Source organism: Streptomyces sp. NPDC013455, from assembly GCF_040632975.1.
Classification (GTDB): Bacteria; Actinomycetota; Actinomycetes; order Streptomycetales; family Streptomycetaceae; genus Streptomyces.
Map to the genome: position 1 here is coordinate 361884 of NZ_JBEYCX010000003.1, position 17640 is coordinate 379523.

Sequence of the window (17640 nt, forward strand, 5' to 3'; positions counted from 1 at the left end):
CCTCGTCCGCCACGGCCCGCTCGTCCTTCCGGGACGGCCGGGAAGCCGCCAGGACCTAGACTGGGCGGGCGGACACGGTGTGCACAGCCGTGGCACGGCGACGAGGCGGCGGGAGGAAGGTGGCGGTGGCGACAGCGCGCGGCCCCGGTCACCAGGACCCCTCCGCCGAGGTGTTCGCCGAGGCGGCCGCCGCCTTCGGGCTGCTCGCCTCGCCCGCCCGGCTGCACATCGTGTGGGCGCTGGCCCAGGGGGAGAGCGACGTGACCGGGCTCGCCGAGCGGGTCGGCGGCGCGCTGCCCGCCGTCAGCCAGCACCTGACCAAGCTCAAGCTGGCCGGGCTCGTCCGTTCCCGCCGCGAGGGGCGCCGCCAGGTGTACTTCGTCGACGCCGCCGAACAGGCCGCGGTCCTCGATGTCGTACGCCTCCTCGTCGGCCGGCTCACCGGGCAGGCGGCGCCCGCCGCCGTCCCGGCCCGCCGGCTCCGTGGCCTCTGACCCAAGGGCGCCGAGGGGGTGCGGCGGGGCTTGGCAGGCCGGCTGCTCATGCCCGGGGCAGGGCTCGTCGGGCTGACCGTTTCATGCCGGTGGCGGGCTTCGCCGGCCGGCCGCTCAGGCCGCGCCCTCCGCCCCTTCCGACGCCAGCGCGCGGGCCGTGGCCCTCGCCCGCTTGCGGCGTTCGCGGCGGCTGACGCGGGGCTCCTGGTCCGGGAGCCAGCCGAAGGCCAGGCAGCTGCCGGTCACGCCGAGGAGCAGGCCGAGGAAGAAACCGCCGAGGTTGGAGGTGAGCCAGGTGCCCAGGGAGAGCAGGACCCCGGTGATGGAGTAGAAGAGCCGCTGGGAGGGGTTGAAGAGGGTCAGCAGCCCCAGGATCACCATGAGCGCGGGCAGCAGATAGCCGGCCAGGCCCTGCATGCCGATGTGCAGCACGACCTTCAGCGAGGCCTTCTCGGTGAGCAGGATCTCGCCGCCGCCGAGGGCGAGCAGCAGCCCGCCCCAGAAGGGCCGGCGGGCCCGCCACGCGCGGAAGGCGAGCCTCGGTCCCCGGCGTGGACGGTCCCCGGTGGTGTGCGGATCGGGCACGGCGATCAGCAGCCCGAGTCGCTGAAGCGGAGCTTGAGCCCCGGCAGCTTGAACACGCCCGCCGTGGTCGCGTAGTTGGTCTGCCGCAGATGGGCGATGCGCACGGTGTCGGCCTGCTGGCTGAAGACGCCGATCGGACCCTTCACGCCCGCCTTGGTCAGCGTGCTGGCGTCGTTGCCGATCTCGATGTTGTCGAACGCCGCGTCGCCCGACAGTTCGGTGGAGTCGGTGGTCAGGTCTTTCGCGGTGACCTTCTCCGCCCCGCCGCCCGCCGTGATCAGCAGGTTGGTGCCGCCGAGGTCGACGCTCTGGCAGAGCTTGGTGAGCGTGGCGTTCTTGATGGCGGACGTGACGACGAGGACCTGGCCGCCGGAGTCCCCGGCGTTGGGACTGCCCTCCGCCATGTTGTCGAGCGCGCCGAACTGCTCGAATCCGGTGCCGTTCAGCTCGGTCGCGGTGACCGTGAACGGCATGCCGGAGATCGCGAACTGCACGCCCAGCGCGCCCTGCGCGGTGAGGACCGCGAGGCCGGCGGCGACCAGGGTGGCGGGCACCGCCATCACCGCGGCCCGGCGGGCCCTGACCCGCCCCCGTCTCGCACCGCGGGGGGCGGTCCCGGCGTTCGGGGCTTCGGAGGGGGTGTCGCCCCCCGGGTTCTCGGGGGTGTTGCCGGTGGACGGGACGTCCGGGGACGAGGCCATGTCTGCTCCCATGGGCATGGATCAATGCGGGTTGGGCTTCAGTGGCGCGGTGTCCTGGCGCGGACAGCGGATGCCGCGTACGCCTCCTCGCGACTCCCGGCGGGTGCAAGGGCTTTCTCGTTACGCGGCAGTAGCCTTCGAGGAAGTTACCGCCGGTTACTTTGAAGGGTCAAGGGAGTTGTGGAAAAACGGTGGCGGATGTGCGCGGCCCGTTTTTCCCTGCCACAACTCGCTTTCGTCACCTTGACGTTGATGGTTGAGGGGGTCTACAACTTCCCCTGTTTCCAAGGATCCGTGGCGCCGGATCCAGCAGGCGGCGTCCGCCGCGTTCCCGGCGCGGCACAGACCGCGTTCCCGGCCCTTCACGGCAACCGCTCCACCTCGCAGCGCGGCTCCGGCACGGTCGTTCCCCTTTCCACCCCGTGCCCCGTCGCCCCCTTGCCCGGCCCGGCCGGAGGCGCTCCACCGAAGTCTCCGGCCGGTGCCCGGTGTGCCGCCGTCGCCGGTCCGCCGCGTACGGAGAAGGCGTGACGCACCTGCGCCGGCGGCACCCCCCGCACCACCGCCACCCCCCACCTCACCTCATCTGTCCCCCCACTTCGACAAGAGAGGCACCCGCATGCGTACGCGATCCCTCATCGCCCTCGCCGGAGCCGGCACCGCGCTCGCCCTGGCGTGGGCCACCCCGGCCTCCGCGGCCGGCACGGTCCTCACCACCGGCAGCACGGGCGGCACCGCCGTCGCCGTCGGCGACACCCTCACCGCGCCGCTGGCCTCCGGCACGAACGCCACCTTCTACTCCAGCGCGACCGGCACCAGCGGCGTGAAGTGCACGAGCTCCCAGTTCACCGCCAAGGTCACCAGCAACCCGGCCGCCCCCGGTACGGCCACCGAGTCCGTCACCGGGCACACCTTCGACGGCAGCACCTGCACCAGCAACGTCACCGGGGTCCTCGGGGTCAACGGCATCACCATCAACAACCTGCCCTACGCGGCGACGGTCACCTCGGACGGCACCCTGACCGTCTCGCCCCCGAGCGGTTCCGTCATCCAGGCCACCGTCCAGCTGCGCACCCTGCTGGGCACCGTCACCTGCGTGTACCAGGCGCCCGGTCTGAGCGGCAAGGCCGACAACGCCGACAGCAGCATCACCTTCACCAACCAGCAGTTCACCAAGAGCTCCGGCTCGTCGCTGTGCTTCACCAACGGCTACTTCACGGCCAAGTACGCACCCGTCACCGACGCCGGTGTCCGCGTCTACGTGAACTAAGCGACCGGAGCGTCTGATTCAGCGCCGCCGTAGCCGCAGGGCGACGGCGGCGCCCCCGGTGAGCAGCAGCACCGCGGCGGCACCGCCCGCCAGCAGCGGTGCCGAGGACCCGGAGCCGCCGGGCGTGGCCCGGGCCACCGCCGTTCCGTCGGCGGCGGCCCGGGCCCGCCGCTCGCCGGTCCGTGCCGCCGGGGGTGAACCCTGCGCCGGAGCACTCGCCGTCCGGCCGGGCCGCGGCCCGGCCGGCGTCGCCGCGGGCCGCGTGGGCCGCGCCGCCCCGCCGGCTTCCCCGCGCTCGGCGAAGACCACGTCGGAACACGCGTAGTACGTGTCCGGCGTGCTGCTGTTCCGCCAGACCGTGTACAGCACCTGACGTCCCGTCCGGTCCGACGGCAGCGTGGCGCTCATGCGGTACGCCCCGTCGCGCAGCGGCGGGTCCGTGATCCGGGCGAAGGGCCGCTCCGGCAGATCGGACCACCTCAGCGGCCGTCCCGGATCGAAACCCCGCTCGGTCAGGTACAGCTCGAACGTGCCCGTGTGCGCGATGGTCGAGGCGTAGGTCAGGGTCAGCCGGCCGCCCGGTGCCAGCCGTGTCGCCGGCCAGTCCCGGCGGGCCAGGTCGAGGCCCCGGTACGCCGGCAGGCCGGCGCTGCACAGCCTGCCGTCCGGGATCACCTGCCGGTCACGGCCTTCCACCCCCGCCACGCGCAGGTTGTCCCACGCGGTGAACGGAGCGCCGTTCGCCGCGACCGCGGCCCGGCAGGCGGCCGACCGGGCGGCCGTACCGCCCTCGGGCGAGCAGGCGCGGACCCGGCTGACCGGGTCCGTGGGCGCTCCGTGCGCCCGGGCGGTCCCCGCCCCCCACGGCAGGAGCAGGAGCGGTGCCGCCGCGGCGGCTACCCTGACGCTCAGACGGGCGGTCATCCGGGTCATCCGGGTCGTCACGGACGTCTCCTCGGGCGGGCACGGGAACGGGGTCTGCGGCGACCAGTACGGCGCCGGCGCCCACCGTGTTCACACCGACCGGCACACCCGCGCCCGGGGGGCGTGAAAGCACCGACCGGTTCGGCTGTTTCGCGCCTGCTCCAACGCCCCGTTGAGGAGCCGGGCATCGGCCTCGTATCGTGGCGATCATGGGTGCGGCACTCGTCGTCCCGAGGCTGCCGACCGCCGGCACGCGATGAAGGGGGAACCGGTGTGGGCTCGCCCCTTCACGCGCTGCCGACGACGCGACCGGTGCCGCGTGCGCCCGCTGACACGTGTCGTCCCTCGCGCCGGGCACACCGGACTCCCGTTGCCCCTGGGTGAGTTATCGTATGCAAGGGGTTAAAAACAAACCGCATGTCCTGTTCGTTTACGGTGCGAGGAGGGGTCCCAGGATGGCGAGGCAGTTACGCGCCGAACAGACCCGGGCAACGATCATCACGGCCGCCGCCGACCTGTTCGACCGGCACGGCTATGAATCCACCAGCCTGAGCGACATCGTCGCACACGCGAAGGTCACCAAGGGCGCCCTGTACTTCCACTTCGCCGCCAAGGAGGATCTCGCCCACGCCATCCTGGAACTCCAGGCCAAGGCGGCGCAACAGCTCGTCGCCGATGTCGAGAAGCGCGGCTGCTCCTCGCTGGAGGCCCTGATGCGCACCACGTTCGGCATCGCCCGGCTGGCCGTGGAGGACCCGGTGCCGCGCGCCGGACTCCGCCTCGCCACCGCGGACATCGCCGTACGGCCACCGCTGCGGCATCCGTTCACCGAGTGGCAGGAGTTCGCCACCCGCAAGTTCAGCGCGGCCGTCAGAGAGGCCGATGTGCACGGTGACCTCGACGTCGGCGCCGTCGCCCACTCCCTGGTCTGCTTCTTCATCGGCACCCGGGTCGCCGGCCGCTCGCTCGAACCCGTCGGACGGCTGCCGCGCAGGGTCGCCGAGATGTGGCACCTCATGATCCGCGGCCTCGTCCCGGTGCACCGCCGCCCCCGCTACGTCACCCTCGCCACGCACCTGGAGCGGGAGATCCGTTCCGCCTGAGGCCCGCGATACGGTGACGGACATGCCCCACACCCCCTTCGCACCCGTGATCCTCGGCAACGAACCCGGCTCGTTCCCGCACAGCGTGCTGGCCGAGCGGCACCCCGCGATCATCCGGCGGGTGCGGGAGGCCTTCCCCTACGGACCCGGGCAGCACACGGCGCTCGACGAGCTGCTGAAGAACTGCACCGAGGGGACGGTCGAGCCGCTGCCCGCCCACGCCCCGGACCGGGAGCGGTGGCTCGCCTGGGGCCTGGCCGACCACACCGGGCGGTCCTGGTACGACATCCCCTGGCTGTGGGCCGAGAGCTACTTCTACCGACGGCTGCTCGACGCCGTCGGCTGGTTCGGCCCGGGCGCCTGGCAGGGCATCGACCCCTTCCGCCCCTTCAAGCGCGCCGAACTCGACGCCCCCGAGACCGACGAGGAACTGGCCGCCCTGGACGGCCTGCGGGAGCTCGCCGAGCCGGAACGGGCGCGGGCCCTGCTGCACGGTTCGCTCTGGGGCAACCGCGCCGACCTCGGCTTCCGACTCTCCGTCGAGGGCGCCGCGTCCCACGAGCCGGCCCCCGCCCTGGTCGCCGACGACAGCGAGGTCCTCTGGTCGCTGCTGCCCCCCACCGGGACGGGCACGCTCGTACTCGTCGCGGACAACGCGGGCCGCGAACTCGTCCCCGATCTGCTCCTGATCGCCCATCTCCTCGCCGAGGGGCGGGTCGCGCGGGCGGTGCTGCACGTCAAGCCGTACCCGTACTACGTCTCCGACGCGACCACCGCCGACGTGGTGGACGCGCTGCACCGGCTGCGGTCGGCGCCGGGCGCGGCCGGTGCGTACGCGCGCCTGCTCTGGACGGCCCTGGCCGACGGCCGGCTCACCGTCCGCGCCCACCCCTTCTCCTGCTCCCCGCTGCCGTACGCCGACATGCCCGACGACCTGCGCGCCGAGTTCGCGGCGGCCACACTGACCCTCGTCAAGGGCGACCTCAACTACCGCCGCCTGGTGGGCGACCGGCTCTGGCCGCCCACCACGCCCTTCCACCGGACGACCGCCTGCTTCCCCGGCCCGGTCGCCGCGCTGCGCACCCTCAAGTCCGATGTGATCACCGGCCTGTCCGCCCGGACCGAGGCCGCGCTGACGGCGGCCGAGGGAGCGGGCTGGCGCACGAGCGGCACCCACGCCCTGATCCAGGTCGACCCGTCAGGTGAGGCGGAGCGGAAGTGACTTCAGGCCGTTGATGAAGTTCGACACCAGCCGCGCGGCGGGTCCGGCCGGGCGCGGCGGCCCCGGCAGGGCGCGCAGCACCTCCTCGGTCAGCAGCCGCAGCTGGAGCCGGGCGAAGTGGGCGCCCAGGCACACGTGCGGACCGTCCCCGAAGGAGACGTGCGGATTGGGGGAGCGGGCGAGATCGAGCCGGTCGGGCTCGGTGAAGACGCGCCCGTCCCGGTTGGCCGAGGCGTGGAACACCACCACCTTGTCGCCCGCCCGGATCTCCCGGCCCGCCAGCCCGGTGTCCCGCACCGCCGTCCGGCGGAAGGTCAGCACGGGCGGATGCCAGCGCAGCAGCTCCTCGACCGCCGACGGTACGCCGACCGTCCCGGCGCGCAGCCGCTCGTACTCCCGCGGGTGCTCCGCCAGCGCCAGCAGCCCGCCGGGGGCCGCGCCGCGCACGGTGTCGTTGCCCGCCACGGTGAGCAGGAAGAAGAACATCTCCAGCTCGGCTTCCAGGAGTTCGCCGTCGTGCGCGAGCGTGGTCATGATGTCGTCGCCGGGCTGCCGCCTCTTGTACGCGGCCAGCTGCCGGGCGTAGCCGAACATGTCCCGCAGCATCGCCGGCGACCGCGGGTTCACCGGCCTGCCGGACCCGTCCAGCACCGGCCGGGCGGCCTCGTCGGGGTCCTGGTAGCCGATCACCCGCTGCGTCCAGTGCAGCAGCATCGCCCGGTCGCCCACCGGGACGCCCAGCAGATCCGTCAGGTTCAGCAGGGCGTACTCGTCGGTGACGGACCGGACCAGGTCGACCGTCCCGTCCCCCTGCCGCGCCTGTGCCACGGCCCCCGCGAGCAGCGCGCGCGCCCGCTCCCGGGCGGCCGCCGCGAACCGGTCCACGCGCCCCGGTGTGAACGCCCGGCTCACCAGACGCCGCAACCGGTGGTGGTGCGGCGGGTCCTGGTTGAGCATCATCCGCCGGATGAACGGCAGGTCCTCCGGATCCGGATCCCGGATCTGGGTCGCGCCGAGGTGCGAGGAGTACGTCGTCGCGTCCTTCAGCACCCGTACGACGTCCGCGTGCCGGGTCACCGCCCAGAACCCGGGGCCGGCCGGCCAGCCCAGCACCTCGGGCTCCTCCTGCCAGGCCACCGGGTGGTGGTCGCGCAGCACGCGGTACTCCGCGTGGGGGACGCCGGCCGCGTACCGGCGCGGATCGAAGACGTCCGGCACCGGCGGCGCCTCCCGCACGCTCACGCCGGCTCGCCCTGGACCACCCCGTCGGCGCTCGCTCCGTCAGCGGCGCCGGCCCCGTCGCCCGCGTCCGCCACCCCCACCGCGCCCGACCCGTCCGGCTCCTGCCTCCCGTCCCGCCCGGCCGTCTCGTCCGCCCGCAGGAAGTCCTCGACCGTGCGGATCAGGTCCAGCGGGGTCTCGTCCATGGCGTAGTGGCCGGCGCCCGGCAGCACCGCAAGCCGGGCACGCGGGTAGCAGGACATCCAGGTCTGCCGCATCACCTCGGGCGACAGCGCCGGGTCCAGCGCGCCCGCCACGGCGAGCGCCGGCACCTCGCTGCCCGCCACATCGGCGCTGAAGTCCTCGCCCGCCCACGAGTCGAGCCAGGCCCGGAACGCCTTGGCGTCACTGCGCTCCAGCGAGCGGGCGACCATCCGGTCCAGCCAGGCGGCGGGCCGGCGGCCGCCGGTGGTGACGTCGATGATCGCGCGCCGGTTCTCGGGCCGGTGCGCGGCGTCCAGGAACAGGGCCGCCTGCTCACCGGGCAGCGGCATGCCCGAGGCGGGCACCGGCGAGACGCCCACGATCCTGCGCAGCCGGTGCGGGGCCACGGCGAGCAGCCGCTGCGCCACCGCACCTCCCATGGAGTGCCCGATCACCGAGAACCGCTCCCAGCCGAGCCGGTCCGCCAGCTCCACCAGGTCCACGGCCGCCTCGGCCGTCGTGTACGAGCCCGTCGCGTCCCGGGCCTCGCCGTAACCGCGCAGGTCCACCAGCGCGTAGCCGAAGGACGTGCGGTCGAGGTCCGGCAGGACGGCCGCGTAGGCGGACCGGTCGGCGAACCAGCCGTGCACGGCGAACACCTTGTGGGCGCCGTCGCCGTGCACCTCATGGGGCAGCACGAAGGAGGTCATGCGCCTACCGTGGCGCCCGCGCGCGGACACGGCAAGGGAGCGAACACCACAACCACACCACGGAGTTCCGGTTTCGCGGCCGGTTCACGCGATGGTGTGATCATGTGTCCCGCGGCGGATGGGGTTCCGGGACCACGGGTAGGGCCCCGGCCATGACGCAGCCGTTCGAACTCCCGCACTTCTACATGCCGTATCCCGCACGGCTCAACCCGCACCTGGACGAGGCCCGCGCCCACTCGACCCGCTGGGCGCGCGAGATGGGCATGCTGGAGGGCTCCGGGATCTGGGAACAGGCCGACCTGGAGGCGCACGACTACGGACTCCTGTGTGCCTACACCCATCCGGACTGCGACGGACCCGCCCTGTCCCTGATCACCGACTGGTACGTGTGGGTGTTCTTCTTCGACGACCACTTCCTCGACATGTACAAGCGCACCCAGGACCGCGCCGCCGGGAAGGCGCACCTGGACCGCCTGCCGTTGTTCATGCCGCTCGACCTCGCGACCCCGGTGCCGGATCCGGAGAATCCGGTGGAGGCCGGGCTGAGGGACCTGTGGGCGCGGACCGTGCCGTCGATGTCCGTGGACTGGCGCCGCCGTTTCTCCGTCGCCACCGAGCACCTGCTCAACGAGTCGATGTGGGAGCTGTCCAACATCAACGAGGGGCGCATCGCCAACCCCGTCGAGTACATCGAGATGCGCCGCAAGGTGGGCGGTGCCCCCTGGTCCGCGGGACTCGTGGAGTACGCCACCGCCGAGGTGCCCGCCGCCGTCGCCGGCACCCGGCCGCTGCGTGTCCTGATGGAGACGTTCTCCGACGCCGTCCACCTGCGCAACGACCTCTTCTCCTACCAGCGCGAGGTGGAGGACGAGGGCGAGAACAGCAACGGCGTGCTGGTCCTGGAGAAGTTCTTCGGCTGCACCACCCAGGAGGCGGCCGAGACCGTCAACGACATCCTCACCTCCCGGCTGTACCAGTTCGAGCACACGGCGCTCACCGAAGTGCCGGCCGTCGCCCTGGAGCGGGGCCTGACCCCGGGCGAGGTCGCGGCGGTCGCCGCCTACACCAAGGGACTGCAGGACTGGCAGTCCGGCGGCCACGAATGGCACATGCGCTCCAGCCGCTACATGAACAAGGGCGCGCGGTCCGACTCGCCCTGGCGGCTCCCGAGCGGCCCCGGCACCTCGGCAGCCGGTGTCGGCGCACTTCTCGCCTCGGCCGCCCGGGACCGCCTGCGCGCCTACTCCCACGTGCCCTACCAGAAGGTCGGCCCGGCCCGTCTCCCCGACTTCCACATGCCCTTCGAGCTGGAGCTCAGCCCCCACCTGGACCGGTCCCGCGCCCGCCTCGTCGACTGGTGCCACACCATGGGCATCCTCCGGGAGGGCGTCTGGGACGAGGACAAGCTCGCCGCCTACGACCTCGCGCTGTGCTCCGCCGGCCTGGACCCGGACGCCACCCCCGAGGCCCTCGACCTCAGCGCCCAGTGGCTGGCCTGGGGCACCTACGGCGACGACTACTACCCCCTGGTCTACGGCCACCGCCGCGACCTCGCCGCCGCCCGGCTGACCACGGCCCGGCTGTCGCAGTGCATGCCGGTCGAGGGCGTGCCGGACCTCGTCCCCGGCAACGCCATGGAGCGCGGGCTGATCGACCTGTGGACGCGCACCACGGCCGGGATGACCGCCGGCCAGCGGCAGACCCTCAAGGCGTCCGTGGACACGATGACCGAGAGCTGGGTCTGGGAACTGTCCAACCAGCTCCAGAACCGCGTCCCCGACCCGGTCGACTACCTGGAGATGCGCCGCTCCACCTTCGGCTCGGACCTCACCCTGAGCCTGTGCCGCATGGGCCACGGCCCCGCCATCCCCGCCGAGGTGTACGCCAGCGGTCCGGTGCGCTCCCTGGAGAACGCGGCCATCGACTACGCCTGCCTGCTCAACGACGTCTTCTCGTACCAGAAGGAGATCGAGTACGAGGGCGAGATCCACAACGCCATCCTGGTCGTGCAGAACTTCTTCGGCGCCGACTACCCGGCCGCGCTCGGGGTCGTCCACGACCTGATGACCCAGCGCATGCAGCAGTTCCAGCACGTCGTCGCCCACGAACTGCCGGTCCTGTACGACGACTTCGAGCTGTCGGCCGAGGCGCGCACGATCATGGACGGCTATGTCCAGGACCTCCGGAACTGGCTGTCCGGCATCCTCAACTGGCATCGGGAGGTCGACCGGTACAAGGCGGAGTGGCTGGGCCGCCGCGCCCACGGTTTCGTGCCCGACCGCCCGCCCGCCGTGCCGGCCCTGTCGCTCGGCTGACCCTCGCCGAATCTTTTCGTACGGAACCGGGCATTCAGAGAACTTCGGTGAGCCCTCGGGAGTCTTGTGGAGCAAGGGGAACAACAGACGCAGAACACGGGGGTGTTCGACCTTGACCGAGATCATCGAGAGGCTCGCCGGAGAGAACGCGCAGGAGAAGGAACCGGCGCCGGCCGAACTGACGCCGTACGTGGCGCCGTTGACCGTGCCGCCCGTCCTGCGGCCGGCCGCGGACGACGTCACGCGCGAGACCGAGATCGCCCTGCGCCCGACCTGGGTGCGGCTGCACCCGCAGCTGCCGCCGACCCTGATGTGGGGCTACGACGGACACGTCCCGGGCCCGACCATCGAGGTCCGGCGCGGACAGCGGATCCGTGTCGCCTGGACCAACCGCATCCCCGGGGACGGCGAGTACCCGGTCACCTCCGTGGAGGTGCCGCTGCGCACGGACGGCCGGCCGCAGGCCACCACCGAGCCCGGCCGCGAGGGCATCGAGCCGAACAAGGACGTCGCCGCCCTTCCCGCCTGGTCGGTGACCCACCTGCACGGCGCCCAGACCGGCGGGGGCAACGACGGCTGGGCGGACAACGCCGTGGGACACGGCGACGCCCAGCTCTCGGAGTACCCGAACGACCACCAGGCGGTGCAGTGGTGGTACCACGACCACGCGATGAACATCACGCGGTGGAACGTGATGGCGGGCCTGTACGGCACCTACCTCGTCCGCGACGACGAGGAGGACGCCCTCCACCTGCCCTCCGGCGAGCGGGAGATCCCGCTCCTCCTCGCCGACCGCAACCTCGACACCGACGAGGACGGCCGCCTCAACGGCCGGCTGCTGCACAAGACGGTGATCGTCCAGGAGAGCAACCCGGAGACCGGCAAGCCCGTCTCCCTCCCGTTCACCGGCCCGTACACCACGGTCAACGGCCGGATATGGCCGTACGCCGACGTGGACCCGGCCTGGTACCGCTTCCGGCTGGTCAACGCCTCCAACGCGCGCATCTTCGAGCTCGTCCTGATCGACGAGGACGGCGAGCCGGTGCCGGGGACCGTGCACCAGATAGGCAGCGACGGCGGCCTGCTGCCGCGTCCGGTGCCGGTCGACTTCGCCGGGGACCTGCCCGCCCTGACCGCCGCGCCGGCCGAGCGCTTCGACCTGCTGGTCGACTTCCGCGGTCTGGCCGGCCGGACCCTGCGGCTGGTCAACAAGGGCCGCAACCAGCCGGCCGGGGTGCCCGACCCGGCGGGTGACGTGCCCTACCCGGCCGTCCTGGAGTTCCGGGTCCGGGACACCTGCCCGGAGGACACCTTCGAACTGCCCGAGGTGCTCTCCGGCTCCTTCCGCCGCCTCACCCACGACATACCGCACGGCCACCGCCTGATCCTGCTCACCCCACCCGCCACGAAGGGGGCCGGCGGCCACCCGGAGATCTGGGAGATGACCGAGGTCCGCACCCGGGAGGGCCTGCGGCTCCCGGCCGACGGCATCGTCCAGGTCACCGGACCCGACGGCACCACGAAGACGTACCGGCGCACCGCGCGGACGTTCAACGACGGGCTCGGCTTCACGATCGGCGAGGGCAGCCACGAGCAGTGGAGCTTCCTCAACCTCGCACCCATCGTCCACCCCATGCACATCCACCTGGCCGACTTCCAGATCCTCGGCCGGGACGCCTACGACGTCTCCGGCTTCGACCCGGCGGCCGGCGGCACCCGCACCCCGATCCGGTACGACGCGGGGACGGCGGTCCCCCTCGCCCCCAACGAGCGCGGGTACAAGGACGTCTTCCGGGTGCCGGGGAACCAGATGCTGCGCGTCATGGGCCGCTTCGACGGCGCGTACGGCCGGTTCATGTACCACTGCCACCTGCTGGAACACGAGGACATGGGCATGATGCGGCCCTTCGTCGTCATGCCTGCCGAGGCCCTGAAGTTCGACCACGGCGGCGCCCACGGCGGCCACGGGGAGGGCCACACGGGCTGAGACCGGCAAGGAGCCGCACCGGCCCGGCGCGACCTCAGGCCGCGCCGGGGTGGCGGGACTGGTCGGGGCCGGAGCCGGGTACCGCGTCGACTGCCATGGCTACCCTCCGCCACCCTCCGGCCAGTCTCACCCTTTCGTGTCTCGTCGCGGCGCCTCGCCCCGGGTAGAGCATCAACCGGAGGCGAGCGAACCATGGAACAGACTGCGTTGCGGCCCAAACCGATGCCCGGCCAGGAGCGGCGGGACGACGACGACCCCGGCCCGGCGCGCCGCCCGCACGCCGCACCACGGCGCGGGCGGCGGCTGCGGACCCTGATCTTCGGCCTGTGCGCCGGCACCCTGCTGGTGCTCGCCGGCGTCGGCATCGGCACGGTCGGCGCCACGGTGATCGGCATGAGCCGGCTCGCCGAGCTGCAGGGCCGCATCCCGCCGCCCGCCCCCTCGGCCAGGGCCGCCCCCACGGCCACGCCGGCTCCCGCGCCCGCGGGGCCGGCGGCGACCCTGGGCGTGGAAGCGGTCGACGCCGAGAAGGCGGGCGCCCTCGTGGTGGGCGTGCACGTACCCGGCCCCGGCTACGCGGCGGGCCTGGTCCGGGGTGACGTCGTGCTCCAGCTCGGCGCGTCCCGGGTCGACTCCGCCACCGACCTCGTCCGGGCCGTCGGCCGGGCGAAGCCGGGCAAGGCCCTCCTGCTCACCGTGCGCCACACGAGCGGCGGTTACCAGCAGTTGACGGTGACCCCCGCGGTGGTGGCCTGACCGGGCGGGGACACGGCCCGGGCCCCCGCAGATCCCGTACACGCCATGGAACACACTGGTCACACAGCGTCCCGCGCGCCATGATGGGCCCATGCCGAGCCCCCTCGCCGAGAACCGCGGGACACCGGACCGCGTGACCGGCTCGCGCGGCTCCGTCCGGGCGGGCAGGATGCTGCCCGAGACGCACGGCCCTCGTTTCCCCACCCGCGCCCGGAGGCCCGGATGACCGGTACCGCACCCGCGCCCTTCACCGCCGCCGACTACGCGGCCCGCATGGAGCGTGCCGCGCGTTCCGCCGCGGACGCCGGCCTCGCGGGGCTGCTCGTGGCCCCGGGCCCGGACATGGTGTGGCTCACCGGCTACACGCCCACCGCCGTCACCGAACGGCTCACCGTGCTGGTCCTCGCCCCCGGCCGGGACCCCGTCCTCGTCGTGCCCACCCTGGAGGCCCCCGACGCCGAGCACGCGGCCGGCGCCGGCGCGCTGACCCTGCGCGACTGGACCGACGGCACGGACCCCTACGCCGTCACCGCAGGCCTCCTCGACGCACGCGGCCGGTTCGGCATCAGCGACAACACCTGGGCGATGCACCTGCTGGGTCTCCAACGCGCCCTGCCCGACACCTCCTACGCCGCCCTCACCGACGCCCTGCCCATGCTGCGCGCGGTGAAGGACGCGGCCGAACTCGACCTGCTGGCCGCCGCCGGAGCCGCCGCCGACCTGGCGTTCGAGGAGATCCGCAAGGTCCCCTTCGCGGGCCGCCGCGAGTCGGACGTCGGCCGGGACCTCGCCGGCCTGCTGCGCCGCTTCGGCCACTCCCGGGTCGACTTCACCATCGTCGGCTCCGGCCCCAACGGCGCCAACCCGCACCACGAGGTCGGCGACCGGGTCATCCGGCCCGGCGACATGGTCGTCCTCGACTTCGGCGGCCTGAAGGACGGCTACGGCTCCGACACCACGCGCACGGTCCACGTCGGCGAGCCCACCGGGGAGGAACGCCGGGTCCACGACGTGGTGCGCGCCGCCCAGGAGGCCGGCTTCCGGGCCGTCCGCCCGGGCGTGGCCTGCCAGGAGGTCGACCGGGCCGCCCGCGCGGTGATCACCGACGCCGGGTACGGCGAGTACTTCATCCACCGCACCGGACACGGCATCGGCGTCACCACGCACGAGCCGCCGTACATGATCGAGGGCGAGGAGCAGCCCCTCGTGCCCGGCATGTGCTTCTCCGTGGAGCCCGGCGTCTACCTGCCCGGCCGCTTCGGGGTGCGCATCGAGGACATCGTCACGGTCACCGAGGACGGGGGCCGCCGCCTCAACAACACCACCCGTGAGATGGTCATAGTGGACTGAGAGACGCAAGGAGACCCCTTCCCGACCCACCCGGAACGGCTGCGCGCGACCCATGACCCAGGCACCGACACCCACCGCGGACAGCGTCCGCAGACTGGTCCGCTCGCTGCTCAAGGAGGGCGGCGACGGCACCGCGGGACCCGATGTGCGCCCCGTGACGGAGGACCGCGAGCACACCTGGTGGATCGGCGGCCGCCATGTGCTGCGCCTGGCGCCCGACCGCGAGGCGTCCGTCCGCCGCCGCCGGGAACTGCGCCTGCGCGACCTGGTCCGCCCGCACCTGCCCGTCGCCGTCCCGACCAGCGTCGCGCACGGCGACTGGGCGCCGGGCCTCGCCTACACCCTCGACACCCGGGTGGCCGGCGGCACGGCCGACGAGTACGACGTCTCCGCGGTCGGTGAGGCCGACCTCGCCGGGCTGCTCGGCGGGCTGCGCGCGGTGCCGGCCCGCCAGGCCGAGGCGCTCGGCGTGCCGCGCGCCGCGCCGCGCTCGCTGGAGGCGCTGCGCCGGATGGCCGTGCACGCGGCCGAACGGCTCGCCGCCGCCGACGAGTTCGACGCCGCCCGGCTGCACCAGCTCACGCCGCCCGGCGCGGCGCAGCTCGCCGCGCAGCCCGGCACCGCCGTCCTCACCCACCACGCGCTGACCGGCGCGCACGTCCTGGTCAGCGCCGACGGCCGGGTGCGCGGCGTCCTGGACTGGACCGCGGCGGCCCTCGGCGACCCGGCCGAGGACATCGCCGGGCTCGCCGTCGCCGTCGGCTCCCCGGCCGCCGTCCGCGCCGCCACCCTCGCCGGCTACGGCGCCCGCCCCTGCCTGCGCGGCCTGTGGCTCGCCCGCTGCGACACGGTCATCCACCTCACCGACCACCTGGAAGGCCGTACGGGCGGCTCGCTGCCCCTGCTGCGGACCCAGCTGCGGCGCGCCTGGGAGCCGATCCTGCTGGAGCGGGTCACCGACTTCCCCGAGGACGAGCCGGGACCCTGACGCCCCCTAGGGCTGTGCCAGCACCACGCACGACTCCCCGGGCACCTGGAGCAGCCCGTCCGGACCCGGCACCTCGACCGGGTCCCAGGCCGCGAGGACCTCCACCCGGCCGGTGCCCAGCGAAATCGCCGCCGGCGCCTTGCCCAGGTTCACCGCCACCCGTACGTCCCCGCGCCGGAAGGCCAGCCAGCGGGCCCCCGCGTCGTACGCCACCTTCGTGTCGGCGAGGTCGGGGTCGGTGAGGTCGGGCTGGGTGCGGCGCAGCGCGATCAGCCGCCGGTACCAGGCCAGCACGCGCGCGTGCGGCTCGCGCTCCGGCTCCGACCAGTCCAGGCAGGAGCGCTCCCGGGTCGCCGGGTCCTGCGGATCCGGTACGTCCTCCTCGGCCCAGCCGTGCGCCGCGAACTCCCGCCGCCTGCCCCGCCGTACCGCCTCGGCCAGCTCGGGGTCGGTGTGGTCGGTGAAGAACTGCCAGGGCGTGCCCGCCGCCCACTCCTCGCCCATGAACAGCATCGGCGTGAACGGCGCGGTCAGCGTCAGCGCGGCCGCGCAGGCCAGCAGACCGGGGGAGAGGTGGGCGGAGAGCCGGTCGCCCTGCGCGCGGTTGCCGACCTGGTCGTGGGTCTGGCTGTAGCCGAGCAGCCGGTGCCCCGCAACCCGCGCGCGGTCCAGCGGGCGGCCGTGGCGGCGGCCACGGAAGCTGGAGTAGGTGCCGTCGTGGAACCAGCCACCGGTGAGCGTCTTGGCGAGCGCGGCGAACGGATCGCGGGCGAAGTCCGCGTAGTACCCCTGGGACTCACCGGTCAGCACCGTGTGCAGGGCGTGGTGGAAGTCGTCGTTCCACTGCGCGTGCAGGCCGAGGCCGTTCTCCGCGCGCGGGGTGATGAACCGCGGGTTGTTCAGGTCCGACTCGGCGATCAGGAACAGCGGCCTGCCCACGTCGCCGGCCAGTTCGTCCACGGCCGCCGACAGCTCCTCCAGGAAGTGGCACGCGCGCGTGTCGTACAGCGCGTGCACCGCGTCCAGCCGGAGCCCGTCGATCCGGTAGTCCCGCAGCCACGCCAGCGCGCTGCCCACCAGGTACGCGCGCACCTCGTCCGAGCCGGGCGCGTCCAGGTTCACCGCCGAGCCCCAGGGAGTGTGGTGGGTGTCGGTGAAGTACGGCCCGAAGGCGGGCAGGTAATTGCCCGACGGGCCCAGGTGGTTGTGCACGACGTCCAGGACGACGCCCAGTCCCGCCTCGTGCGCCCGGTCGACGAAGCGCTTCAGGGCCTCGGGGCCGCCGTACGGCTCGTGCACCGCCCACAGCGACACGCCCTCGTACCCCCAGCCGTGCCGCCCCGGGAAGGGGCACAGCGGCATCAACTCCACGTGCGTCACACCCAGTTCCGCCAGGTGCTCCAGCCGCTCCGCCGCGGCGTCCAGGGTGCCCTCGGGGGTGTACGTGCCCACGTGCAGCTCGTACAGCACCGCCCCGGGCAGCCCGCGCCCCGCCCACTGCGACCGCCAGGCGTACCGCGAGTGGTCCACGACCGCGCTCAGCCCGTCCGGGCCGTCCGGCTGGCGGCGCGAACGCGGGTCGGGCAGCACCGGCCCGTCGTCGAGCGCGAACCCGTACCGCGCGCCGTCCCGGGCCTCCGCCTCGCCCGTCCACCATCCCGCCCGCGCGGGGTCACGCGCCAACGCGCGCGTGGCGCCCTCGCAATGGAGCGTCACCCGGTCTGCCTGCGGTGCCCACACCTCGAACTGCACGACGGTTCCCCTTCGTCCGCTCACCGTGATGCTGTGTCTGCCCACCGTGATGTCCCGC

The 17640-nt window shown here is 73.6% G+C and carries 15 protein-coding genes; 9 read left to right on the plus strand and 6 right to left on the minus strand.

Annotated features, from left to right (window positions below):
• The first annotated feature begins 125 nt into the window (after positions 1–125).
• Complete coding sequence (locus tag ABZ576_RS08050; protein ID WP_360737302.1) at positions 126–494, plus strand: metalloregulator ArsR/SmtB family transcription factor; 369 nt, start codon at positions 126–128, stop codon at positions 492–494.
• 114 nt (positions 495–608) lie between these two features.
• Here the strand turns inward: ABZ576_RS08050 and ABZ576_RS08055 are convergent, their stop codons facing one another.
• Positions 609–1079 (minus strand): DUF6114 domain-containing protein, encoded by a 471-nt coding sequence (locus ABZ576_RS08055; RefSeq protein WP_360737304.1) that lies wholly within the window; start codon positions 1077–1079, stop codon positions 609–611.
• Between the two features lie 5 nt (positions 1080–1084).
• Positions 1085–1780: a DUF6230 family protein gene (locus tag ABZ576_RS08060; RefSeq protein ID WP_360737306.1), complete on the minus strand. Its 696-nt coding sequence runs from the start codon at positions 1778–1780 to the stop codon at positions 1085–1087.
• A gap of 619 nt (positions 1781–2399) precedes the next feature.
• Between ABZ576_RS08060 and ABZ576_RS08065 the strand changes: the two genes are divergently transcribed.
• On the plus strand, positions 2400–3050 hold the full coding sequence (locus tag ABZ576_RS08065; RefSeq protein ID WP_360737308.1) for a Tat pathway signal sequence domain protein: 651 nt from the start codon (positions 2400–2402) through the stop codon (positions 3048–3050).
• Positions 3051–3068: 18 nt separating this feature from the next.
• Here ABZ576_RS08065 and ABZ576_RS08070 read toward each other — a convergent pair whose 3' ends face one another.
• Positions 3069–3983, minus strand: a complete 915-nt coding sequence (locus tag ABZ576_RS08070; RefSeq protein WP_360737636.1) for a lytic polysaccharide monooxygenase — start codon at positions 3981–3983, stop codon at positions 3069–3071.
• Positions 3984–4429: 446 nt separating this feature from the next.
• Here ABZ576_RS08070 and ABZ576_RS08075 point away from each other — a divergent pair, with 446 nt between their 5' ends.
• Entirely contained in the window at positions 4430–5077 is a 648-nt protein-coding gene (locus ABZ576_RS08075; RefSeq protein ID WP_360737310.1) for a ScbR family autoregulator-binding transcription factor, read from the plus strand.
• A gap of 22 nt (positions 5078–5099) precedes the next feature.
• The gene (locus ABZ576_RS08080) at positions 5100–6299 is read left to right on the plus strand and encodes a damage-control phosphatase ARMT1 family protein (protein ID WP_360737313.1); all 1200 of its coding nucleotides are present in this window, start codon (positions 5100–5102) and stop codon (positions 6297–6299) included.
• Here ABZ576_RS08080 and ABZ576_RS08085 read toward each other — a convergent pair.
• Together ABZ576_RS08085 and ABZ576_RS08090 are read right to left on the minus strand one after the other, a co-directional pair.
• The gene (locus ABZ576_RS08085) at positions 6276–7541 is read right to left on the minus strand and encodes a cytochrome P450 (RefSeq protein ID WP_360737315.1); all 1266 of its coding nucleotides are present in this window, start codon (positions 7539–7541) and stop codon (positions 6276–6278) included. The two genes, ABZ576_RS08080 and ABZ576_RS08085, sit on opposite strands and share 24 nt — an antisense overlap.
• Complete coding sequence (locus tag ABZ576_RS08090) at positions 7538–8434, minus strand: alpha/beta hydrolase (protein WP_360737317.1); 897 nt, start codon at positions 8432–8434, stop codon at positions 7538–7540. The genes ABZ576_RS08085 and ABZ576_RS08090 overlap by 4 nt, the downstream gene beginning before the upstream one ends.
• Positions 8435–8586: 152 nt before the next feature.
• On the opposite strand from ABZ576_RS08090, the gene cyc2 reads away from it, so the two are divergent.
• From cyc2 to ABZ576_RS08115, 5 genes are all read left to right on the plus strand, one after another.
• Positions 8587–10749 (plus strand): germacradienol/geosmin synthase Cyc2, encoded by a 2163-nt coding sequence (gene cyc2 / locus ABZ576_RS08095; protein ID WP_360737319.1) that lies wholly within the window; start codon positions 8587–8589, stop codon positions 10747–10749.
• A 121-nt stretch (positions 10750–10870) separates the two neighbouring features.
• The gene (gene phsA / locus ABZ576_RS08100) at positions 10871–12736 is read left to right on the plus strand and encodes an O-aminophenol oxidase PhsA (protein ID WP_360737638.1); all 1866 of its coding nucleotides are present in this window, start codon (positions 10871–10873) and stop codon (positions 12734–12736) included.
• Between the two features lie 192 nt (positions 12737–12928).
• Positions 12929–13492, plus strand: a complete 564-nt coding sequence (locus ABZ576_RS08105) for a PDZ domain-containing protein (protein WP_360737322.1) — start codon at positions 12929–12931, stop codon at positions 13490–13492.
• A 222-nt stretch (positions 13493–13714) separates the two neighbouring features.
• The gene (locus tag ABZ576_RS08110) at positions 13715–14842 is read left to right on the plus strand and encodes an aminopeptidase P family protein (RefSeq protein ID WP_360737324.1); all 1128 of its coding nucleotides are present in this window, start codon (positions 13715–13717) and stop codon (positions 14840–14842) included.
• A gap of 52 nt (positions 14843–14894) precedes the next feature.
• Positions 14895–15830 carry an aminoglycoside phosphotransferase family protein gene (locus tag ABZ576_RS08115; RefSeq protein WP_360737326.1) on the plus strand — a complete coding sequence of 312 codons (936 nt, stop codon included), beginning with the start codon at positions 14895–14897 and terminating at the stop codon, positions 15828–15830.
• Positions 15831–15836: 6 nt separating this feature from the next.
• Here the strand turns inward: ABZ576_RS08115 and treZ are convergent, their stop codons facing one another.
• Complete coding sequence (gene treZ, locus ABZ576_RS08120) at positions 15837–17582, minus strand: malto-oligosyltrehalose trehalohydrolase (protein ID WP_360737640.1); 1746 nt, start codon at positions 17580–17582, stop codon at positions 15837–15839.
• Positions 17583–17640 lie beyond the last annotated feature (58 nt).

Coding starts and splice junctions, on each gene's coding strand:
- ABZ576_RS08110 (WP_360737324.1), top strand. CDS start 13,715: ATGACCGGTACCGCACCCGCGCCCTTCACCGCCGCCGACTACGCGGCC.
- ABZ576_RS08115 (WP_360737326.1), top strand. CDS start 14,895: ATGACCCAGGCACCGACACCCACCGCGGACAGCGTCCGCAGACTGGTC.
- ABZ576_RS08065 (WP_360737308.1), top strand. CDS start 2,400: ATGCGTACGCGATCCCTCATCGCCCTCGCCGGAGCCGGCACCGCGCTC.
- ABZ576_RS08105 (WP_360737322.1), top strand. CDS start 12,929: ATGGAACAGACTGCGTTGCGGCCCAAACCGATGCCCGGCCAGGAGCGG.
- ABZ576_RS08060 (WP_360737306.1), bottom strand. CDS start 1,780: ATGGCCTCGTCCCCGGACGTCCCGTCCACCGGCAACACCCCCGAGAAC.
- ABZ576_RS08080 (WP_360737313.1), top strand. CDS start 5,100: ATGCCCCACACCCCCTTCGCACCCGTGATCCTCGGCAACGAACCCGGC.
- cyc2 (WP_360737319.1), top strand. CDS start 8,587: ATGACGCAGCCGTTCGAACTCCCGCACTTCTACATGCCGTATCCCGCA.
- ABZ576_RS08090 (WP_360737317.1), bottom strand. CDS start 8,434: ATGACCTCCTTCGTGCTGCCCCATGAGGTGCACGGCGACGGCGCCCAC.
- ABZ576_RS08075 (WP_360737310.1), top strand. CDS start 4,430: ATGGCGAGGCAGTTACGCGCCGAACAGACCCGGGCAACGATCATCACG.
- ABZ576_RS08070 (WP_360737636.1), bottom strand. CDS start 3,983: ATGACCCGGATGACCGCCCGTCTGAGCGTCAGGGTAGCCGCCGCGGCG.